Annotated in this window: 18 protein-coding genes, 1 tRNA gene and 2 pseudogenes; 14 read left to right on the top strand and 7 right to left on the bottom strand. The window is 70.4% G+C overall.

Annotation, left to right across the window (positions count from 1 at the left end; translation table 11 throughout):
- Positions 1–536 precede the first annotated feature (536 nt).
- Together ACZ6BB_RS25180 and ACZ6BB_RS25175 are read left to right on the top strand one after the other, a co-directional pair.
- On the top strand, positions 537–1,181 hold the full coding sequence (locus ACZ6BB_RS25180; RefSeq protein ID WP_037702641.1) for an RNA polymerase sigma factor: 645 nt from the start codon (positions 537–539) through the stop codon (positions 1,179–1,181).
- Entirely contained in the window at positions 1,178–2,266 is a 1,089-nt protein-coding gene (locus ACZ6BB_RS25175) for a CU044_5270 family protein (protein WP_471617428.1), read from the top strand. Before ACZ6BB_RS25180 ends, ACZ6BB_RS25175 begins: the two co-directional genes overlap by 4 nt.
- A 99-nt stretch (positions 2,267–2,365) precedes the next feature.
- On the opposite strand, the gene ACZ6BB_RS25170 is transcribed toward ACZ6BB_RS25175, so the two are convergent.
- Entirely contained in the window at positions 2,366–2,812 is a 447-nt protein-coding gene (locus ACZ6BB_RS25170; protein WP_471617625.1) for an IS5 family transposase, read from the bottom strand.
- 199 nt (positions 2,813–3,011) lie between these two features.
- Here ACZ6BB_RS25170 and ACZ6BB_RS25165 point away from each other — a divergent pair, with 199 nt between their 5' ends.
- The 4 genes and pseudogenes from ACZ6BB_RS25165 to ACZ6BB_RS25150 all read left to right on the top strand — a co-directional run.
- The gene (locus tag ACZ6BB_RS25165; RefSeq protein WP_471617427.1) at positions 3,012–3,503 is read left to right on the top strand and encodes a hypothetical protein; all 492 of its coding nucleotides are present in this window, start codon (positions 3,012–3,014) and stop codon (positions 3,501–3,503) included.
- Between the two features lie 276 nt (positions 3,504–3,779).
- A pseudogene (locus tag ACZ6BB_RS25160) lies at positions 3,780–4,139 on the top strand (replication initiator); the annotation flags it as partial.
- The gene (locus tag ACZ6BB_RS25155) at positions 4,132–4,344 is read left to right on the top strand and encodes an excisionase family DNA-binding protein (protein ID WP_033531896.1); all 213 of its coding nucleotides are present in this window, start codon (positions 4,132–4,134) and stop codon (positions 4,342–4,344) included. The pseudogene ACZ6BB_RS25160 and the gene ACZ6BB_RS25155, both read left to right, overlap by 8 nt.
- Positions 4,344–4,499, top strand: a pseudogene (locus tag ACZ6BB_RS25150) (site-specific integrase); the annotation flags it as partial. The gene ACZ6BB_RS25155 and the pseudogene ACZ6BB_RS25150, both read left to right, overlap by 1 nt.
- A gap of 319 nt (positions 4,500–4,818) precedes the next feature.
- On the opposite strand, the gene ACZ6BB_RS25145 reads toward ACZ6BB_RS25150, so the two are convergent.
- Positions 4,819–4,891: transfer RNA gene (locus ACZ6BB_RS25145), tRNA-Arg, on the bottom strand.
- Positions 4,892–5,108: 217 nt separating this feature from the next.
- Here ACZ6BB_RS25145 and ACZ6BB_RS25140 point away from each other — a divergent pair.
- From ACZ6BB_RS25140 to ACZ6BB_RS25130, 3 genes are read left to right on the top strand one after another with little or no spacing between them, the layout of a single operon-like run.
- A complete protein-coding gene (locus tag ACZ6BB_RS25140) occupies positions 5,109–6,275 on the top strand; it encodes an ABC transporter ATP-binding protein (RefSeq protein WP_471617624.1) in 1,167 nt (388 codons plus the stop codon).
- A gap of 3 nt (positions 6,276–6,278) precedes the next feature.
- On the top strand, positions 6,279–7,094 hold the full coding sequence (locus tag ACZ6BB_RS25135; protein WP_471617426.1) for an ABC transporter permease: 816 nt from the start codon (positions 6,279–6,281) through the stop codon (positions 7,092–7,094).
- Positions 7,095–7,096: 2 nt separating this feature from the next.
- Complete coding sequence (locus tag ACZ6BB_RS25130) at positions 7,097–7,978, top strand: ABC transporter permease (RefSeq protein ID WP_471617425.1); 882 nt, start codon at positions 7,097–7,099, stop codon at positions 7,976–7,978.
- A gap of 51 nt (positions 7,979–8,029) precedes the next feature.
- On the opposite strand, the gene ACZ6BB_RS25125 is transcribed toward ACZ6BB_RS25130, so the two are convergent.
- The 3 genes from ACZ6BB_RS25125 to ACZ6BB_RS25115 form a co-directional block, all read right to left on the bottom strand.
- Positions 8,030–8,770: a TetR/AcrR family transcriptional regulator gene (locus ACZ6BB_RS25125; RefSeq protein ID WP_471617424.1), complete on the bottom strand. Its 741-nt coding sequence runs from the start codon at positions 8,768–8,770 to the stop codon at positions 8,030–8,032.
- 216 nt (positions 8,771–8,986) lie between these two features.
- On the bottom strand, positions 8,987–10,735 hold the full coding sequence (locus ACZ6BB_RS25120; RefSeq protein ID WP_471617423.1) for an IclR family transcriptional regulator domain-containing protein: 1,749 nt from the start codon (positions 10,733–10,735) through the stop codon (positions 8,987–8,989).
- Between the two features lie 194 nt (positions 10,736–10,929).
- Positions 10,930–12,261 carry a M6 family metalloprotease domain-containing protein gene (locus ACZ6BB_RS25115; RefSeq protein WP_471617422.1) on the bottom strand — a complete coding sequence of 444 codons (1,332 nt, stop codon included), beginning with the start codon at positions 12,259–12,261 and terminating at the stop codon, positions 10,930–10,932.
- Between the two features lie 338 nt (positions 12,262–12,599).
- Between ACZ6BB_RS25115 and ACZ6BB_RS25110 the strand changes: the two genes are divergently transcribed.
- The gene (locus ACZ6BB_RS25110) at positions 12,600–13,253 is read left to right on the top strand and encodes a TetR/AcrR family transcriptional regulator (RefSeq protein WP_471617421.1); all 654 of its coding nucleotides are present in this window, start codon (positions 12,600–12,602) and stop codon (positions 13,251–13,253) included.
- Between the two features lie 232 nt (positions 13,254–13,485).
- On the top strand, positions 13,486–15,066 hold the full coding sequence (locus ACZ6BB_RS25105; RefSeq protein WP_471617420.1) for an MFS transporter: 1,581 nt from the start codon (positions 13,486–13,488) through the stop codon (positions 15,064–15,066).
- Positions 15,067–15,611: 545 nt separating this feature from the next.
- Here ACZ6BB_RS25105 and ACZ6BB_RS25100 read toward each other — a convergent pair.
- Positions 15,612–16,118 carry a MarR family winged helix-turn-helix transcriptional regulator gene (locus ACZ6BB_RS25100; RefSeq protein WP_471617419.1) on the bottom strand — a complete coding sequence of 169 codons (507 nt, stop codon included), beginning with the start codon at positions 16,116–16,118 and terminating at the stop codon, positions 15,612–15,614.
- A 208-nt stretch (positions 16,119–16,326) separates the two neighbouring features.
- On the opposite strand from ACZ6BB_RS25100, the gene ACZ6BB_RS25095 reads away from it, so the two are divergent.
- Both ACZ6BB_RS25095 and ACZ6BB_RS25090 read left to right on the top strand, forming a co-directional pair.
- Complete coding sequence (locus tag ACZ6BB_RS25095; RefSeq protein WP_471617418.1) at positions 16,327–17,112, top strand: dioxygenase family protein; 786 nt, start codon at positions 16,327–16,329, stop codon at positions 17,110–17,112.
- 289 nt (positions 17,113–17,401) lie between these two features.
- Complete coding sequence (locus ACZ6BB_RS25090; RefSeq protein ID WP_471617417.1) at positions 17,402–17,782, top strand: DUF1330 domain-containing protein; 381 nt, start codon at positions 17,402–17,404, stop codon at positions 17,780–17,782.
- Between the two features lie 15 nt (positions 17,783–17,797).
- Here ACZ6BB_RS25090 and ACZ6BB_RS25085 read toward each other — a convergent pair whose 3' ends face one another.
- A complete protein-coding gene (locus ACZ6BB_RS25085) occupies positions 17,798–18,316 on the bottom strand; it encodes a GNAT family N-acetyltransferase (protein ID WP_471617416.1) in 519 nt (172 codons plus the stop codon).
- A 193-nt stretch (positions 18,317–18,509) separates the two neighbouring features.
- Here ACZ6BB_RS25085 and ACZ6BB_RS25080 point away from each other — a divergent pair, with 193 nt between their 5' ends.
- Positions 18,510–19,508: a sigma-70 family RNA polymerase sigma factor gene (locus ACZ6BB_RS25080; RefSeq protein WP_471617415.1), complete on the top strand. Its 999-nt coding sequence runs from the start codon at positions 18,510–18,512 to the stop codon at positions 19,506–19,508.
- Positions 19,509–19,953: the final 445 nt, after the last annotated feature.

Here is a 19,953-nt window from a genome sequence, read left to right as displayed (position 1 = left end):
GCGAGCACCAGGCCGCGCGACAACAGGGGCTGTTGCACTCGGGACAGGGCGGAGCATCGTCGGGCAAGGGAGATCTATTCCGGGCGCGCCTGGATGGCTTGTGCCTGGACCGGCGCGATCGTCAGCCCGAGGCCCGGGCCCCGTCGGTTCTCGGCCGCTCCGGGCCGTAAGTGTTGCGGCCCGTGGGCGAGCAGCTCTGCCGAAGCCCGGCCTGGTTTGCGTACGACGACAACGGCGCCGCTCACCGTCGGTGAGACCGGTGACCGCCCGTGCCGGTGGGCGTTGCCGGATCAGCCTGCTCCGCGCCCGCGCTCGGCCTCGACACCTCCAACAGCTACTCGACCAGCCTGCGCACCCCCGGACCGTGTCCCGCATCAGATCGGCCCCCTTGTTTTCGAGCCTCGCAGCCTGAGCGGTGCGCGGCTGAGCGGCTGCCCTGTCCACCGAGTCCTCGTGCGGTCACCGCCCCGGTGACCTGTACGACGGCTGTGACGTGTCTCACTGGAACTCGCCCGCACCGTACGTCAGCTCAAGACGTGACCACAGATATGCGAACCCGGGTGCGAAACGGAGATCCGGACGCCTTCGCGGAACTCTTCGACGCGTGCGCCCGCGCGGTGTACAACCACGCCTTCCGGCTGACCGCCGACTGGTCGCTGGCCGAGGACGTGATGTCGACGACCTTCATGGAGGCGTGGCGGCGCCGGGCCTCGGTCGAGGCCGAAGGCGGCTCGCTGCGGCCGTGGCTGCTGGGCATCGCCACCAACGTCGCCCGCTCCCACCACCGCAGCAACCGCCGCTATCGCAACGCGGCGAGCGCCGCGGCCGCCGCGCACGCCGCCGAGGAACGGGTCGAGGACCACGCCGAGGAGACCGCCGGACGCCTGGACGACCGGCGCCGTATCAACGCCACGCTCGCCGCCCTCAGCCTGCTCAAGCGCCCCGAGCGTGAGGTCCTGACGCTGTGCCTGTGGGAGGGGCTGGAGTACGCCGAGGCGGCCCGCGCCCTGGGTATCCCGGTCGGCACCGTCCGCTCCCGCCTCTCCCGCGCCCGCGCCAAGCTGCGCAAGCTCGCCGACGCGCAACTGCTCGGAGAAAAAAGGGAACCCACTCGCACGAACCGGCAGATAACAGGTGATCGCGGATACGCGGTCCGGTCCGCACAGGAAGGAAACCGATGAACGCCAGCCCCTCCCGCCGGCCCCACCCGGCCGAGTGGACGGAGACGCAGAGTCTGCTGCCCTCCGCCGAGCGGGATCTGCCGGCGGGCCGCCACCAGTTCCACAAGGAGCAGATGATGGCCCGGATCCACGAAGACCTCCGCACCCCCTCCCGTACGTCCGCCACCTCTCCGGTCGCGCCCGTGAAGCGCTCCAACCCGTTCCTGCTCCGTACGATCCTCCTGCCCGCCGCGGCCTTCGCCCTGGCCGGCGCGGTCGCGGCCGGCCTCGCCCTCACCGGCGGCGGGGCCCACGGCGGCACGACCACCCTGGGCACCGGCCCCGCACTGACCACCAGGATTGGCGTCGCCGACGCCAAGGGCGCCCCCCAGCTCCTCGAACGCATCTCCCTGGCCGCCGCCGACACCTCCGAGCCCACCCCGCGCAAGGGCCAGTACATCTACATCGCCTCGAAGGTGGCCGACACCTACATCGCGGTCGACGGCGACAACAAGAGCGAGGCGGTCAGCACCGAGCTGCACTCCCGCCAGGTCTGGAAATCCCTCGACGGCAGGGACGGCTGGCTGATCGAGGCCGGTGAGACCAGCGACAAGGGCATCACCCTGCAGAGCGACACCCCGGACAGCGGCGCCTACAACGCCCTGGCCGAGCTGCCGACCGACCCCGACGCGCTGCTGCAGCGGATCTACCGCGCTTCGGACGCCGCCCGGGACCCCGAAGTCCCCCGCGACCAGGCGGCCTTCGTCGCGATCGGCGATCTGCTGTTCGAGAGCTACCCGCCCGCCGAGGTCGGCGCCGCCCTCTACAAGGCCGCGGCCAAGATCCCCGGCGTCGTCGCGGTGAATGACACGGTCGACGCCACGGGCAGGCACGGGATCGCGATCGCGCGGGAGAACCCCGTAGACGGCGAGCGCACCGAGTGGATCTTCGACAAGAAGACGCTGCGGTTCCTCGGCGAGCGCAGCGTGGTGGTCAAGGCCACGGCTGACAGTCCCCTCAAGGTCGGTACCGTCACGCACACCAGCGCGATCACCGAGCGCGCGGTCGTCGACGCCACCAAGCAGGTCCCCGGGCAGGCAAGCTGAATGCGCGACAGAACCACAAGCGCCTCGCTGGCAGCCTTGCTGGTGGCGGGGCTAGCGAACTCCGATAGAGAAGCCCGGGAATGGTACGTAGAGGCTGTCTCACGTGGCGAGTTTTGCGAGCTTCTTGTAGCAGGTCAGGGCAGCTGCGAGGCCGAGGAAGGCAAGGAAGTGGGAGTCCTTTCGCTCGTATCGCAGGGTGAGTCGGCGGTAGCCGAACAGCCAGGCGATCGACCGTTCGATCTTCCAGCGGTGCCGCCCGAGCCGCTCGCCGGACTCGATTCCTGGGCGGGCGATCCGCGGGATCAAGCCTCGACTGCGGAGCCAGGCGACGTGGTCGGCGGAGAAATACGCCTTGTCAGCGCGTACCTTGACCGGTCGCCGCCGCCGCGGTCCGAGCCTGGAGCGGACGGCGGGTATCGCCAGGATCAGCGGCTTGAACGCCTGGCTGTCGTGCAGGTTCGCCCCGGACACCGCAACGGCCAGCGGGATGCCCTGGGCGTCGGACAGGACGTGCAGTTTGCTGCCCTTTAGGTGATGCGCTTCGATAGCTCGAGCCAGTGGAGAAAGTTGTAACTCAGTCGGTCTGCTGGGGCTGTCCGGTCCCGGGAGATGCTTGACGCTGCGGCTTCACCTGATGCTTGACACCGCTTGCCTCGGGTTGGCCGTGTGGGCCCGCCAGGAAGAATGATCGTTCTGGCAGGATGCCGACATGGGGAACGCATGTGCGTGGCCTGTGCTGCATACCGTGGATCTGGATGAGGCGTTGGGGCTCGCGGAGAAGTTGCTATCGGTCGCGTCCTGGTACAGATCGAGTGGCTGCTACCTCGACGCCTGGGCACGCGATGAGGATGTGTTGCGGCGTCTGACCGAGGCTTCGCCTGGAGCGAAGGTTGAGTGGTACGGGGAGGGCCGTACCGGCTGGCCCGCGAGTGTGTGCCTGGGCGTGGAGAGCTTCGAGCAGGCGCGTGAGGGCATGGAAACTTGGGCTTCCATCACCAGGTGTTACGTCCTATGGCATGACCTGAAGTGGCCGGCCGTGCCTGAACTCGGGCTGGACGAGGAGTACAAGTACGCCGAGTTGCAGGTCGCGTGCAACAGCCACGATATTCACTGCGAGGAGTGGGCGGCCGACCACACGCTCTTCGTCCATGCGCGACCCGGCCATGACGATCGTGCCGCTTGGCTGGCGGCACAGGTCAACGCCCGAGTTGTCGGGCCCTCTGAGCTCGGGTGGTAGCTCGCCAAACGATTTCGGCGATCGTATGGCAAGAGATCGTCTAGAGCAGGCGCCGAGAAGTCACCCGGCGCCGATCCGTCATCTCAACCCCACCTCGGCGACCGGTTCGAGCGGCTGGTGTGAGGTTTGAAGTCGTATGAGCAGCCTGGGAGTTCCGTGCCTTGGTGGTGTGCGAGGGGCAGGAAGATCACTGGTCGGATTGTCCAGGTGATGCGGGTGGTGTAGAAGGTGACCGACACGGTGCAGGGCTCGGAGCTCAGGAGGGCTCGTCGGGTGCAACTCGCCCAGCTCGACATCAGCGACCACGCCCGCCGCCTCATCCGAACCGCCTGGACCCTCGGCGCACGCAAGGATCTCGAACACCTCCGCCTCCGCGCCTGGGCCCACATGCTCGGCTTCCGCGGCCACTTCTCCACCAAGTCCCGCTGCTACTCCACCACCCTCGGCGCACTCCGCGACGCCCGCGCCGAATGGCGCCGTGCCCAAGCCGCGACAGCCAACGGACCGGCTCCGGATACGACGTACGTCCTCGCGCACTGGGTCTTCGACGGAACCGGACTGTCCGACACCGAAGCCTGGCTCGCCGAATCCCTCGCCCCCGCACCCGGAACGGAAGGAGAACCCACCCGTGGCTGACCGCTACCTCACCGTGGCGCAGGTGGCCGAACTCCTCGGCACTTCGGAACGCTTCCCGCGCCGACTGATCGCCGAGCGACGCATCGCGTTCGTCAAGGTCGGCCGCCACGTACGCATCCCAGAACGTGAGCTGAGCGCGTTCATCGACGCCAACACAGTGCTGCCGATCGGCCATCGGCGAGGCTCGTTGCGGAGGGCTGCCTGATGGCCAACAAGAAGGGGCAGCGCAGAAGTTTCGGGTCGGTCCGACAGCTCAAGTCCGGTCGCTGGCAGGATCGCTACCGCGACCCCGAGACGGGGCAACTTCGTCCGGCCGAGACGACGTATGCGACCAAGACTGACGCCCAAATCGACATCACGTCGGGGCCCCTCGCCGGGCAAAGCTTCAAGACGCCTACTGGAGCGGCCCGGGCGGTGGTGACGCACTACAAACCGGACGTCAACCCCAACCGCAACGGCTGGTCGTTTTGGATGCTCGATGACGGATCCGGCGGGCTTCTGCAGTCCGTCCGGAACTCGACCTGAGTGCGTGGCGGTCGATCTGCTGTGTGTCCGTCCGTATGTAGGCGGGCCGCCTGGGGCGGTGGTGCGGACGTAGTGGCACGCGTGTGGCACGGCGCCTGAAACGGCTAAGGGCCAGCTAGGGAGGAAACCCCTCCTGAGCTGGCCCTTCTCTCTGTGCCCCCGGCAGGATTCGAACCTGCGACACCCGCTTTAGGAGAGCGGTGCTCTATCCCCTGAGCTACGAAGGCAAGGTGCCCGGTCAGTGTAGCGGGTGGTGGGGTGGGTGGGTGGGGGTTGGTGTCCGGGGTGGGGGTGGGGTCGCCCGGAACTGGGTGGGGTGGGCAACAAATCGGTTTTCCCGGGCGGAGGGCGGGCCTAGCATGCCTGCCGTTGCTTCGGATGCTGTTCGGTATTTCGGACGGTGTGGTGGGGCTCGACCGAGCCGGCTGAGGGGATGTGGTGCCGTTGTCTGCGGTGATCGAGGCGCGCGGGCTGTCCAAGGTGTTCCAGACGACTGTGCGGCGGCCCGGCCTCGCGGGGGCGCTCAGATCGCTCGTCAGTCCGCAGCGCGTGGCCAAGGTCGCGGTGCGGGACGTCGAATTCAGTGTGGGGCGGGGGGAGTTGCTCGCCCTGCTCGGCCCCAACGGGGCCGGGAAGTCCACCACCATCAAGATGCTCACCGGCATCCTGACACCCACCTCCGGCGAGGCGGTCGTCGCCGGGGTCGTCCCGCACCGCGACCGGGAGCGCAACGCCCACAACATCGGGGCCGTGTTCGGGCAGCGGACGCAGTTGTGGTGGGACCTGCCCGCGCGGGACTCCTTCGAGATCCTCCGGGACATCTACGGGGTCCCCGAGGGGCAGTTCCGGGACCGTATCGAGGAGTTCGACGGGCTGCTCGAACTCTCCGAGTTCTGGGACACGCGCGTCCGGCATCTGTCGCTGGGGCAGCGGGTCCGGTGCGATCTCGCCGCCTCCCTGCTGCACGACCCGCCCGTCGTCTTCCTCGACGAGCCCACCATCGGCATGGACGTGGTGGTGAAGGAGCAGGTGCGGCGGTTCCTGCGGCACCAGGTCGAGCAGCGCGACCGTACCGTCCTGCTCACCACGCACGACATGACCGAGGTGGAACGGCTCGCCGAGCGCGTCGTGCTCATCAACCACGGCCGGATCGTCCTCGACGGCTCGCTCCACGAGATCCGGCGGCGCTTCGGCGGTACCTGGCAGGTCCGGGCCACCCTCGCCGATCCGGCCGACGTCGAGGTCGTCGGGGCAGTCGGGACGGTCGGGGCAGTCGGGGGCATCGGGGCCGTCGAGCAGGGCGAAGGGGTGGGCGCGCCGGTTCCGCTGCCCGGGTTCGCCGGGATCGGGGTGCTGCGCCGGGACGGGCCGCGCGTCGTGTTCGGGCCGGTCGGGGAGGACGCGCCCGGCGTGCACGAGGCGCTGAAGGTGATCATCGGACGGTTCCGGGTCGCGGACCTCGCACTGGAGGAGAACGACCTGGAGGACGTCATGCGCGCCGCCTACCTCAGCGACCTGCCACCGGCCGACGCGTCGGCCGGCACGCCGACCGAAGACCGGGCGCCCGCCACACCCGCCTCCGCCTCGGCCGCCACCTCCCAGGGCGGCTGACCCATGGCCGTCACGTCCGCCCTCTCCCGTGCCCGCCGCGTCTCCTGGATCACCCCCCGCGGCGAGCTGCTCGCACCGCCCCGGATGACCGCCACCGCCGTACGGCTCCTCGTCCAGGTCTGCCTGGTCGTCTACCTCTGGCGCGGGCTGTACGCCAACACGGACTCCAGCGCCGGGCTCGACGAGACCCAGGCCGTCGGCTACGCCGTCCTCGCCGTGCTAGCGAACCGCATCCGGGGCCTCGACCGGCGCGCGGGCCGCGACACGGTGATCCAGCACCTGCACTTCGGGACGATCGTCTACTGGTATCTGCGGCCGATGAAGCCCCAGCGCTACTACGCGCTGCGCGCCCTCGGCGACCAGCTGTACGGCTTCGGCTGGGTGCTCGCCGGATACGTGCTGTCCCTCGCCGTCGGAGTCGTCGCCCCGCCCGCCTCCGCCGCCGTCGCCGGGGTCTTCGCGGTGAGCATGCTGCTCGGCCAACTGGTCCTGTACTACGTGATGATGCTGGTCGACCTGCTGTGCTTCTGGACCCTGCGCAACGAGGCGGCCCTGCTGATCCTCGTCTTCGCGCAGAACCTGCTCTCCGGTGTGTACGCCCCGCTCTGGTACTTCCCCGACTGGTTCATCACGCTCAGCGCGTTCCTGCCGTTCCAGGCGACCCTCGGCGTACCGCTGTCCATCTACGTCGGGCGGATCGCCGTCGGCGACGCCTTCGGGCAGCTGGCGGTGCAGGCCGTCTGGATCGTGCTGCTCGCGCTGCTCACCCGCCGGCTCTGGGAACGGGCCGGCCGACGCGTCGTGGCCCAGGGAGGATGACCATGACGACGACCCACGGAACCGCCCCCCACGGAACCGCTCCCCACGGGGCTGCCGCCCCCAGGACCCCTCCCCACGGCCCCGCGCACGCGTGGCGCGTCGTCTGGCGGATCACCAGGCTCAACTTCAAGGCCCGGCTGGAGTACCGGGGCGAGTTCCTGATGAACGTCGCCGTCGGGGCGATCTGGCAGGTCTCCATCGTCGTCTTCGCCTCGGTCCTGCTCACGCGGTTCCCCGGACTCGGCGGCTGGTCCAGCTCCGACGTGCTGCTCATCGCCAGCATGCGCATGCTGGCCCACGGGCTGTACGTGCTCTTCCTCGGCCGCGTCCAGTACATGCAGATCCTCGTCCAGGAGGGAGTCGTCGATCCCTGCCTGATCCGTCCGATGCCGGTCTACCGGCAGGTCCAGCTCGCCTTCTTCCCGGTCAACGCCATCGGCGACCTGGTCGTCGCGGCCGGACTGTTCGCCGCCGCGCTGCAGCGCAGTTCCCTGGACTGGACGGCGGGCCGGATCGCGTACGTGCTGGCCGGGGTGCTCGGCGGCATGCTGGTCGAGGCCGCGCTCTTCACCGCCCTGGCCGCCGCCGCGCTGCACTTCCCGGCCACCGCGTACTGGAGCCAGTGGCTGGAGGAGCTGATGGGGACCTTCGGCAGCTACCCCCTCAGCATCCTCCCGAAGGCCGTGTCCGCCGCGTTCACCTTCGTCGTCCCGCTCGCCTTCATCGCGTACTTCCCGGCCGGGGTGCTGACCGGTCACGGCGACGCGATGGGCGTACCGGAGGCGCTGGCGGTCGCGTCCCCCTTCATCGGCCTCACCGCGTTCGTCCTGTCGCGGCTGCTGTGGAACTGGAGTCTGAGCAGGTACACGGGCGTCAACGGGTGAGCGGGCGGCGCGAGTTGAAGTAGTGCCTCCCGAAAGCGGGCGCGGGCCTGCTCACTTCAGCCGTGTCTCCAGCCCGTCCAGCACCCGGTCGAGCCCGTACCGGAACCCCTCCTCCCGTGCCTCCCGGGGGTCCGCGCCCCGCTGGTCGGCGTAGCCCTCGCGCAGCAGGGGGAAGTCCTGGGCGGCCTGCTCGGCGGCCGGCCACAGCCGTTCGACCATGCTCTGCTCGTCCTCGCCGCTGCGGGCGAGGACGTTGAGCCAGGCGGCCTCGCTGGTGGCCGTGCCGATGACGTACGCGACGAGTGTCGAGAGGGCCAGGTCGGCCTCGTCGGCCGGGAACCCGGCGGTGGTGAGCAGCTTCAGCATGGCCTCGGAGCTCCGCATCCAGTTCGGGCCGAGGTAGGACATGCCCAGCTCACCGAGCACCGAGGCCAGCCACGGGTGGCGCAGGATCGTGGCGCGCAGGCTGTGGGCGCATCGGGCCGTGTCGGTGCGCCAGTTCGCCGGGACGGGGGCGGTCTCGACCTCGATCTCGCCGTAGATCTCGTCGACGGCCAGCTCCAGCAGCTCGTCCTTGTTGGCCACATGGCGGTAGAGCGAGGTCGCGCCGGCGCCGAGACGGCCGCCGAGCTTGCGCATGCTGAGCGCGTCGATCCCCTCCTCGTCGAGCAGTCGCAGCGCCTCGGCCACGATGTGCTCCCGGCTCAGCACGGGCTGCTCCCGTGCGGTCCGGGGCCGGGTCCACACGGACTGGAACCCGTCCTGCTTCCTGGCCGGCTTCTCAGGTGCCATGGGGGAGCCTCTCCTCTGCTGCGTACGCCTGACGCGCATAGCGTACGGCTGACGCGGCCGGCGTACGACTCACGCGATCGGCGTACGGCTGACGTGACCGGCGTACGTCTGACGCGGCTCGCGAACGGTGTTCGCGGCAGGGGTCGTACGCCGGTGCGCGGCTCCCGCGCGACCAGCGCCCCCTCTCGCGCGTCGGACTCCGGCGCTCGACGGGGGTCAGACCTCGGGGACGCGGCGGAACATCCCCGCCACCGCCAGCTCGGCCTCGATCCGCCCCACCGCGTCCCGCAGTGCGGGCAGGACCTCCTCCACGCACTCCTCCACCGAACGGCGGCTGCTGTGCATGGCGACGTTCACGGCGGCGACGACCCGTCCGCCCCGCTCCCGCACCGGCACGGCGACGGACCGCAGGCCCTCCTCCAACTCCCCGTCGACGAGGGCGTATCCGGACTCCCGTACGCGCTCCAGCACGGCCCCCAGTTGCTGCCGGCCGGTGACCGTGTGCGGGGTCAGTGCGGCGAGACGGTCCGGCAGGGGGGCCCGCGGGAGCAGGTCGGCGAGCATGACGCGGCCCAGGGAGGTCGCGTACGCCGGCAGCCGGGTGCCGAGGGTGATGTTGACGCTCATGATGCGGCTCGTGGCGACCCGTGCCGTGTACTGCACCTCGTCCCCGCCCTCGGTGAGGACCGCGAGGGACGCCGAGTCGTGGACGCGCGCGGAGAGTTCGGCCAGGTGCGGCGCGGCGATGCGGGGGAGGGGGAGCATCGACAGGGGCGGGAAACCCAGGCCCAGGACACGGGGGGTGAGCCGGAAGACACGGTCGTACGACTCGACGTACCCCAGGTGTTCGAGGGTGATCAGCGCGCGCCGGGCCGTCGCCCGGGCGAGCCCCGTGGTCCGGGCGACCTCGGTGAGGGTCAGCTCGGCGCGTCCCTCGCCGAACGAGGTGATCACGGTGAGCCCCCGGGCGAGGGACTCGACGAACTCCCGGCCCAGTTCCTGCTTGGAGGCGCCCGTCCAGGCGGCGAGACCGGAGGGGGCGGGAGCGACGCCCGGGGCCTGGGCGAGACCCCGGGGCGCGGTGGCCGGCGGCGGAGGCTTCCGCAAGTCGCCCTGCTCGCGCAGCAGTTCCTGTTCCATCGCCGCCACGGCCGTCCGCAGCCGCGGCAGCAGCGTCGACCGCAGGGACTCCGCCGTGTGCCGGCTGGTGTGGCTGACGACGTTCGCCACGCACGCGATGCGTCCCGTACGGGGGTCCCGCACGGGCACGGACACCGCGACCAGCCCCGGTTCGATCAACTGGTCGTCCAGCGCCCATCCTTGGGCGCCCGCCCGGGCCGTACGGTCCTCGAAGTCGTCGTACGCCCCGGCTCGTGGAGGCACCGCGGGGAAGCCGTGGCCCTCCGGGTCGGCCGTACGGCGGGTCCGCCACCGGGCCCAGTCGGCCGGGTCCCACTCGGTGGCGAACAGCGGGCCGGGGGCGGTGCGTTCGGCGGGGAGGAGGTCACCGATGCGGAAGCTGAGGGACATCGCGCGGCGGCGGGTGGCCTGGTGGATGAAGCGGACGCCGTCCCGGTCGCGGACCGCGAGGGACACCGACTCGTCCAGTTCGTCGGCGAGGGCGTCGGCGTGGGCGTCGAGGAGGCGGGGGAGGCGCAGGGCGGCCAGATAGGCGTTGCCCAGCTCCATCAGGCGGGGGGCGAGGACCGCGTCGCGGCCGTCCAGCCGTACGTAGCCCATGCGGGCCAGCGTCGCCGTGATCCGGTCGACCGTGGAGCGCGCGAGTCCGGTGGCCTTCTCCAGTGCGCTCGGACTCAGCGTCCCGTCCGCCTCGGTGAGCCGGCGCAGCACGGCGATGCCCCGCATCAGCGGTGCGACGGCTTCGGCGGGCGCGGGCGCGGGCGCGGGCGTGGGCGCTGGCGCGAGGTCGGGGGCCGCGGCCGGGCTCGGGGCGTTCGGGAGCATGGGTTCACGGTAATGCGGGTGGGTCGCGGGGCTGCGCGGGGCGCCGTTCGGCGTGGGCGGGAGGGGGTGCGGTTACGCGGGTGGGGGTGGGGGCGGGTGCGGGTGCGGATATGCGGGTGGGTGTGGGTGCGGGTGCGTGTGCGATCAGCCTCCCCGCACAACACACACCCACTTACGCGACCCGTCCGCACCCCTCACCGCCGCCTGACCACCACCCGATGGCTCCCCTCGGCATCCACCTCCTTCACGGCGATCTCCACCCTCGCCCGCGTGTCCCTGAACGTCTCACCGGGGACCAGCGGCGCGTCGGACAGCTCCGCGTGGACGTTGGGGCTGCGGGTGCACCCCCCGCTGTCCCGGCGGGCGTCGTGCACCTTGATGGGCCCGTTCCCGGTGTCGACCGTCGCGTCGACCCGGTACATGAGCACCCCCGGCCGGCACACCGCCGCGTCGTTGCCCGCCCGCGTCCGCACCTCGGCGACGTACGCCGTCCGGGAGCTGAGCGGGACGACGACCAGCTTCACGCCGCCGGCGGTGGCGAGCGGGGCCAGCGTGTACTCGGACGCGCCGACCGACGCCACACAGCCGACCTGCGTCTCGTCGAGCCACCCGAGCTTCCACTTGTGCCAGCCGAGCAGATCGTTCTCGACGCCCCAGTCCTCGCTCATGATGTCCCAGTGCCCGACCGCACCCCCGCCCTCGTGGGTGTAGAGGTCGGGCAGCCCGAACACATGGCCGTTCTCGTGGGGCAGCACCCGGTACCCGGTCTCCCCGTACGAACCCGAGCCGTCGTCCTGCCTGCTGTAGACGAACGACGCGTTGGCGACCGGCACGCCGTCCGCGATCGGCGCCTCCCGGTTGCCGGCGAAGGTCACCGAAAGGACCGTGTCGAGGGCGGAGGGGCCCGCGTTCGGGGTGACGAGGACGTTGATCAGGTCGTACGACTGGAAGTCCACGAGTGGATCGGCGGCCCGCACCATGTCCTGGACCAGCCGGCGGTAGCCGGGGTCGAAGGGGGCGCCGCGCTCTATGCCGTACGAGCGGAAGGACTTCGGCATCCGCAGCCACTCGGTGAGCGGCGCCTCGGGGCGGTAGTCGATACGGCCGTAACTGCTGGTCCTGAACCACTTCTGGGTCTGCGGGGCGAACTCCGCGAAGCGGTCCATCGCGCTGCCCTCGCCGGGCGCGTCGGAGAAGTCGATCATCAGGTTGAGCGCGCGGACCGTGCCGGTGGAGCGGGCGTAGCCGGGCGGGGTGGGGATGCCCTCGGACATCTGGGTGCTGAGCGGGCCGCGGATCATGCAGGGGCCGAGCGCCGAGCCGCGCACCAGGGCCGTGGCGCCCGCGGCCCTCGTCGTCCCCTTCGCCACCAGCTGCCCGGTGCCTGCGGAGGTGGTGACCGCGAGCGTGAGGGCGGTGACGGAGGCGAGCGCGACGACCCGGCGCGGACGTATCCGGCGCGAACGTGTCCGGTGCGGACGCACCCGGCGCGCGGGTATCCCGTCTCTGCGGAACGGCTGCTGCATCCACGCGCCCTTCGCTCCACGGCAGCCGTCCGTGACGAGGCTGTCCTCTTCCGATCACCCTCTGGCGAGGGGTGCGCGGGCGCGCGCTGGAAGGGCCGAACGTGGGCATCGGCGCACGGATGCGCGGCTGTTGATCCGCGCCGGGAGGAGGCGTCGTCCACGCGCGCTCCCTCCGCGATCCCTGTGTGACTCAGGTCACAGGGAAAGTCTTCGGTGAGGGGAAATAACCGGGGATCGTCTCCCCGTTTAGCCTTGTGTCCGAGCGAAACGGGGACTCCATCCCCGGATAGTCACCGGGTGCCCCCCACACCACTGGATCAGCAGCAGAGGAGTACGCCGTGGAGACCGCCACCGCCGTACGTCGCAAGGTGTCCCGCCCCCGGGCCGACGCCCTGCGCAACCGGGAGCGGATCGTCGGCGCCGCCCGGGAGATGTTCGTGGAGTTCGGCGCCGATGTGCCGCTCGACGAGATCGCCCGCCGGGCCGGCGTCGGCAACGCCACGCTGTACCGCAACTTCCCGGACCGGGACGCGCTGGTCCGCGAGGTCGTCTGCTCCGTCATGGACCGTACGGCCCTGGCGGCCGAGGCCGCGCTCACCGAGACCGGTGACGCGTTCGAGGCGCTCTCGCGCTTCGTGCACATCTCGGCCGACGAGCGGATCAGTGCGCTCTGCCCGATGATCCAGAACGCGTTCGACCGGCACCACCCCGACCTGGAGGCGGCGCGCGAGCGGCTGGAGGAACAGATCGAAGGGATCATGAAGCGCGCCCGGGACGCCGGGCAGCTCCGATCCGACGTGGGCGTCGGCGACCTGATGATCGCCGTCAGCCAGCTCAGCAGGCCCCCGGCCGGCACCCAGTGCGCGGGCGTCGACCGGTTCCTGCACCGGCATCTGCAACTGTTCCTGGACGGCCTGCGTGCCCCGGCCCCCTCCGAACTGCCCGGCGCCCCGGTGACCGTGGAGGACCTACGGAGGCCCTGCCCGTCCTGACCCGGAACATTTCTCCTGACCCAGCCGACCCAGCCGACCCGGCCGACCTATCCGTCCTGAGTCATCCGTCCTGAGTCATCCGACCTGAGTCATCCGTCCGAGAGAGCGGGAGCCACCCGTCCTGACTCGCTGACCCCGAGGCTGTCGACGACGACAAGCCGCTCCCCCTCGACGCCCTTATCCGTCACCGATACCGATCTTTCCGTCACGAAGTCCCGAAGTGGGTACCCCCATGTCCGAATCAGTCCGCAGCGCCTCCGGAGCATCCGGACCGGCCGCCGATCAGCAGAAGCAGAATCGGCAGAATCAGCAGGACGACGCGCACGCCAGCCGCTGGAAAGCGCTCGTCTTCATCGCCCTCGCCCAGCTGATGGTCGTGCTCGACGCGACCATCGTGAACATCGCCCTTCCGTCCGCCCAGCAGGACCTCGGGATATCCGACGGCAACCGTCAGTGGGTCATCACCGCCTACGCGCTGGCCTTCGGCGGTCTGCTCCTCTTCGGCGGCCGCATCTCCGACCTGTGGGGCCGCAAGCGCACCTTCGTCACCGGTCTGATCGGCTTCGCCGGCGCCTCCGCGCTGGGCGGCGCGGCCACCGGTGAGGCGATGATGCTGGGCGCCCGCGCGCTCCAGGGCGCCTTCGGCGCGCTGCTCGCGCCCGCCGCGCTCTCCCTCCTCGCCGTGATGTTCACCGACGCCAAGGAGCGCGCCAAGGCGTTCGGCATCTACGGCGCGATCGCCGGTGGTGGCGGCGCCGTGGGCCTGATCCTCGGCGGCTTCCTCACCGAGTACCTGGACTGGCGCTGGACGTTCTTCGTCAACATCCCGTTCGCGGTGATCGCGGCGGTCGGCGCGTACTTCGTCATCCGTGAGCCGGCGGGCGGCCGCAACCGCTCCCCGCTCGACATCCCCGGCGTGGTCCTGTCCACCCTGGGCCTGGTCTCCCTGGTCTACGGCTTCACCCGCGCCGAGTCCGACGGCTGGGGCGACTCGATGACGATCACCCTGTTCGTCGCCTCGGTGGTGCTCCTCGCGGCCTTCGTGTTCGTCGAGTCCAAGGTCAAGGCCCCGCTGCTGCCGCTGCGCGTGATCACCGAGCGCAACCGCGGCGGTGTCTACCTCTCCCTCGGCCTCGCGATCATCGCGATGTTCGGCCTGTTCCTCTTCCTGACCTACTACCTGCAGATCGTGAAGGGGTACTCGCCGGTCAAGACCGGTTTCGCCTTCCTGCCCATGATCGTGGGCATGATCACCGGCTCGACCCAGATCGGCACCCGCCTCATGACCCGGGTCGCGCCGCGCCTGCTGATGGCCCCCGGCTTCCTGGTCGCCGGCCTCGGCATGCTCCTGCTGACGCAGATGGAGGTCGACTCCTCGTACGCGGGTCTGCTCCTGCCGGCCCAGCTCCTGCTCGGCCTCGGTATGGGTACGGCGTTCATGCCGGCGATGTCCCTGGCGACGTACGGGGTCGAACCGCGTGACGCGGGCGTGGCCTCCGCCATGGTCAACACCTCGCAGCAGGTCGGCGGCGCCATCGGTACGGCGCTGCTGAACACGATCGCCGCCTCCGCGACCACGTCCTACGTCGCGGACCACATCGGTTCGGCCACCTCGAAGCCGGCCGCCCAGCTGGTCCAGCTCCAGGGCATGGTCCACGGCTACACCAACGCCATCTGGTTCGCCGTGGCCATCCTGGTGGTCTCCGCCACCATCGCCTTCACCTTCGTCACGACGGGCAAGCCCGACATGACGGCGACGGGATCGGACGAGGACGCGACGGACGAGCTGAAGGTCCCGGTGATCGCCCACTGAGTACGGCGCCGGACTGACGGAAAGGGAGGGGCGGGGCAGGGGCGATCCCCCTGCCCCGCCCCTCCCACTGTCACGAGCCCGACCCCGCGCCGACGACCCAACCCTCGCCGTGCGGCCGCCTCGCGCCCCCGGCGCCGCTGACGGCGCCCGACGCCGACAACCCCTCAAACGCGACGCACAGCCGCCGATGGGCGCAGCCCTGCGGAAGCCCTGCAGCGTCGGCGCCTCAAGCCCTCTCGGCCACGACGCACAGTCAGCCCCAGAGGCCCGCGACCCCACGGACCTCCCGGACCTCCCGGACCTCCAGGCACGTCCCGGGCCCGCGACCCCACGGACCCCACGAACCTCCACGACCCCGCAGACCTTCAGGCACCCCCAAGGCAGCCAGGCACCCTACGGACTTCCAAGACCCCGCGGACCCTCAGGCACCGCACGAGCCCCAACACCCCCACGCCCCCCTGTGCGCCCCCAAGCCCCCGAGCCCTCAAGCCCCCGAGCCCTCCCACGGACGTGGCAGCGACCCCGTCGCTAAACCCGGCGCAGTGCTACCGGAGCCACGGCAGGTCCGCCCCCGCCTCGCTCGGCTGCAGCCCCTCCGCGACGATCCCCATGATCTCGCCGAGTGCTTTCACCTGTTCGTCCGAGAGGCGGTTGAACAGCGCCTGCCGCACCGCGCCCACATGCCCGGGCGCGCTCTGGCCGAGCATCTCCTGGCCGCCGTCCGTCAGTACCGTGAACTGGCCCCGCTTGTCCGACGGGCAGTCCTCGCGCCGCACCCACCCGTTCTTCTCCAGCCGGGCCACGGCGTGGGACAGCCGCGATCGCGTGATCTTCGTCTGCATCGCCAGCTCGGTCATCCGCAGCCGCCGTTGCGGAGCCTCGGACAGGACTACGAGCAGGTGGTAATAAAGGTGTGGCATGCCCGCGTCACGCTGCAGCTGGCGGTCGAGGTGGTCCTCCAGCAAGGTCGTAGCGTGCACATAGGCGAGCCAGGTGCGCCGCTCCTCGGCGGTGAGCCAGCGGGGTTCTTCCTCAGTGGATGCGGTCTTCATGCCCCCACTGTACGAGGCCCCTTCTTGAATTTTGAACTATAGAGATGTAAGGTGAAACCACAAATATTGAGACTTCAACTACTGGGGAGTTAGTAGGAGTCTCAAGCGCCTGGTGAGCCAGGCGCATCCAAGGAGACAGAAGCGACCACCGGGCCCCGCCGAGGCGCGTGTGTCGTGGTGCGTCGCGTGTGTTGAGGGAGTCACCCCTATGTCCGCCGCCACCGTCGAGCGCATGCCCGCCCTGTACCTGAGCCACGGGGCCCCGCCGCTCGCCGACGACCCGATCTGGCCCGGCGAACTCGCCGCCTGGTCCGCGACCCTGCCCCGCCCCAAGGCCGTGCTCATGATCTCCGCCCACTGGGAGGAGGCCCCCCTCGCCCTCGGTGCGGTCAGCACCATCCCCCTGGTCTACGACTTCTGGGGCTTCCCCCAGCACTACTACCAGGTCCAGTACGCCGCCCCGGGCGCCCCGGAGCTGGCCGCCTCGGTCCGCAAGCTGCTCCAGGCCCCCGGCATCCCCGTCCAGGACATCCCCGACCGGGGCCTGGACCACGGCGCGTACGTCCCCCTGGTGGAGATGTACCCGGAGGCCGACATCCCGGTCCTGCAGATCTCCATGCCGACCCTCGACCCGGTGAAGCTGATGGACGTCGGCCGCAAGCTCGCGCCCCTCCGTGACGAGGGCGTACTGATCATCGGCTCCGGCTTCTTCACCCACAACCTCGCCGCCCTCCGCCAGGCCGGCACCCCCGCCTGGTCCGCCGAGTTCGACGACTGGGGCCACCGGGCCCTCGAATCCCGCGACTGGGACTCCCTTCTCGACTTCCTGCACAAGTCCCCGGCCGGGCAGCTGGCCCACCCCCGCACGGAGCACTTCGCCCCCCTCTTCGTCACGATGGGCGCGGCCGAGGCCGCCGGCGAGCTGGACGCCCAGAGGTCGGTGATCGACGGCTTCTGGCTGGGCCTGGCGAAGCGGTCGGTGCAGTTCGGATAGTCAGTGGCTCAAGCGGTCGGCTCAAGCGGTCGGTGCAGGCAACTCCTCTAGATGGCGCGTCGGGCGTTCGTCCATCTGGCCCGTCCATCTGGCCGGTCCATCTGGCCCCTCCCTCTGGTCCGCCCGGGCGGCTCACCGGCGTACGGGCCGGTGGGGTCCCTTACCCGAGAGGTCATCGACCCCGGCCCGTCCGCCTGCCAGGCTCGTCGGAGTCGGAGCGGTGAGGCTCGTTCGAGTCCCGTCGCCCGCCCGCCCACCCGAGCCCGGCCGACCGGAAGGACTCCACCTCATGCCTGCCTACGCCATCGCCCACCTGAGGGACGCCGCCCCGCACCCGGAGATCGCCGAGTACATCGAGCGCATCCCCGCCACCTTCGAGCCGTACGGCGGCCGCTTTCTCGTGCATGTCGCCCAGCACGAGGTGAAGGAGGGCAGCTGGCCGGGCGCCGTCGTGGTGATCGGCTTCCCCGGGATCGCCGAGGCGCGGAACTGGTGGGACTCGCCCGCGTACCAGGAGATCGCCCCGCTGCGGTCACGGCACATCACGGGCGACATCATCCTGGTCGAGGGGGTACCCGAGGGCTATGACCCCACCGCCACCGCGAAGACCATGAGGGAGTCTCTGCCCACCGAGCCGCCGTCCGTCGAGCCGTCGCCCGTCGAGCGGTAGCCCGGCCCGCAGCCTTCAGAGCCCCTTCTCGTACCAGGCCACGTCCCAGTACCGCCCGAACTTCCGCCCGACCTCCCGATACGTGCCGACGTACCGGAACCCGAACCCCTCGTGCAGCCGTGTCGACGCCTCGTTCGGCTGGGCGATGCCGGCGTAGGCGCGGTGGACGTCCTCAGTGGCTAGCGCCGCGAAAAGGGCCCGGTACAGCAGTGTGCCCACGCCCCGGCCGCCCGCGTCCGGGGCGAGGTACACCGACACCTCCACCGAGGTCCCGTACGCCGCTTTCGGGCGGAACGCGCTGCTCGTGGCGTACCCGAGAATCCGCTGTGAGTCCTTCGCGGTGGCAACCATCAGGCGGTGCGGGCCGTCTTCAGGGTGGGAGAGCAGCCAAGGACGGCGCTCTTCCGGAGTGAGGACAGCGGTATCGAATGTGATGGGCGTCTCACGGACGTAGTGGTTGTAGATGTCGGTGAGAGCAGCGAGGTCGGTCTCGACTCCTGGCCTGACCTGCACCTCTGCGGACTCACCGGACATCTCGCCTCCCCTTGTGGCGGCACAGGGTACTGCAAGATCAGAAAAATAGTGGGACGGGTTGGGAATTCTGTCCTGATTCCAGTCGTTGTTTCCTTCGGAAGCAGGGCACTCGGGAGAGTGTCCGAGCGGCCGCATCAAGACACATGTAGGAACAGATACGACCCTGCCAGCCCACCATCGCAAGGGAGCACGCATGGCAACCCGTGCCGTCGCCGCTCGTCGTTCGTCCGCCTCCGGCCGGACCGACGCGGCTCGCAGCGTTCGCGCCTCTGGCGGCGAGATCGCCGACCGCGACCTGGTCGGCATGTACCTCGACGAGATCGCGCGTACACCGCTGCTCGACGCCGCCAAGGAAGTCGAGCTGTCCCAGGTCATCGAGGCGGGCGTGTTCGCCCAGCAGATCCTCGACGGCGATGAGGAGGCCAAGGCGGAGGCGACCCGCGAAGAGCTCGAAGCCCTCGTCGCCGACAGCGAGCGGGCCAAGGACATCTTCATACGGTCGAACCTGCGCCTCGTCGTGGCCGTCGCCCGACGCTATCCGCGCAGCGGCCTGCCACTGCTCGACCTGATCCAGGAGGGCAACGCGGGTCTGGTCCGCGCGGTGGAGAAGTTCGACTACCGCAAGGGCTTCAAGTTCTCGACGTACGCCACCTGGTGGATCCGTCAGGCCATCACCCGGTCGATCGCGGACCAGTCGCGCACCATCCGGCTGCCCGTCCACCTCGTCGAGGAGCTGGGCCGGATCCGCCGTGTGCAGCGCGAGTTCAACCGCGAGCACGGGCGCGACCCCGAGCCCGCCGAGATCGCCGCCGAGCTGGGTTCCAACGCGGACCGTGTCACCGACGTCCTCGACTGGGCCCGCGACCCGGTCTCGCTGAACATGTCGGTGGACGACGACGGCGACACCCAGTTCGGCGACCTCTTGGAGGACACCTCCGCGGTCTCGCCCGAGCAGTCCGTGCTCACGCTGCTGCGCAGTGAGGAGCTGGACGGCCTCATCGGGCGCCTCGACCAGCGCACCGCGTCCATCATCAAGATGCGGTACGGCATCGAGGACGGCCGCGAGCGCACCCTCACCGAGGTCGGCAAGGAGCACGGGCTCACCCGCGAGCGGATCCGCCAGATCGAGAAGCACGCCCTGCTCGAACTGAAGAAGCTCGCCCGCGACACGGGCTTCGACGCGGTCGCCTGAATGGACCGCCTGAAACGGACCGCCTGAAACGGACCGCCTGAACGGACCGCCTGAACGGACCGCCTGAACGGACCACCTGAACGGATGGACCCGACCCGTCTCCAGGGTCCGTTGCTCCACCCGTTCCCGACCCGTTCGAGGAGCGGTACGGCGACCGTCGCCCGGTACGGACCAAAGGCCCCGTACGGCCCAACCCCTGGGGCCGCAGCGGGGCTTGGTCCACCGTGCGGTCCGCCCATCGCCGTGCCCCGGCCGGGACTTGGCCATTTCTGTACCGCCGGTTGGCCGTAGTGCGCCGCTTCAACTCCCCGATCCCGGGGCACAAGACTTCCGGGCCCACGACTTCACCGGGCCCGGAGCCGTCAGGCCCGGGACCCGGAGTTCGAGGGAGTCGGAGGCACACCGCACACCGCACACCACGCACCGAGACGCCCCGCGCGGCCGT

The organism is Streptomyces sp. NPDC041108 (assembly GCF_055592645.1).
This window is presented reverse-complemented; position numbering and strand designations above follow the sequence as displayed.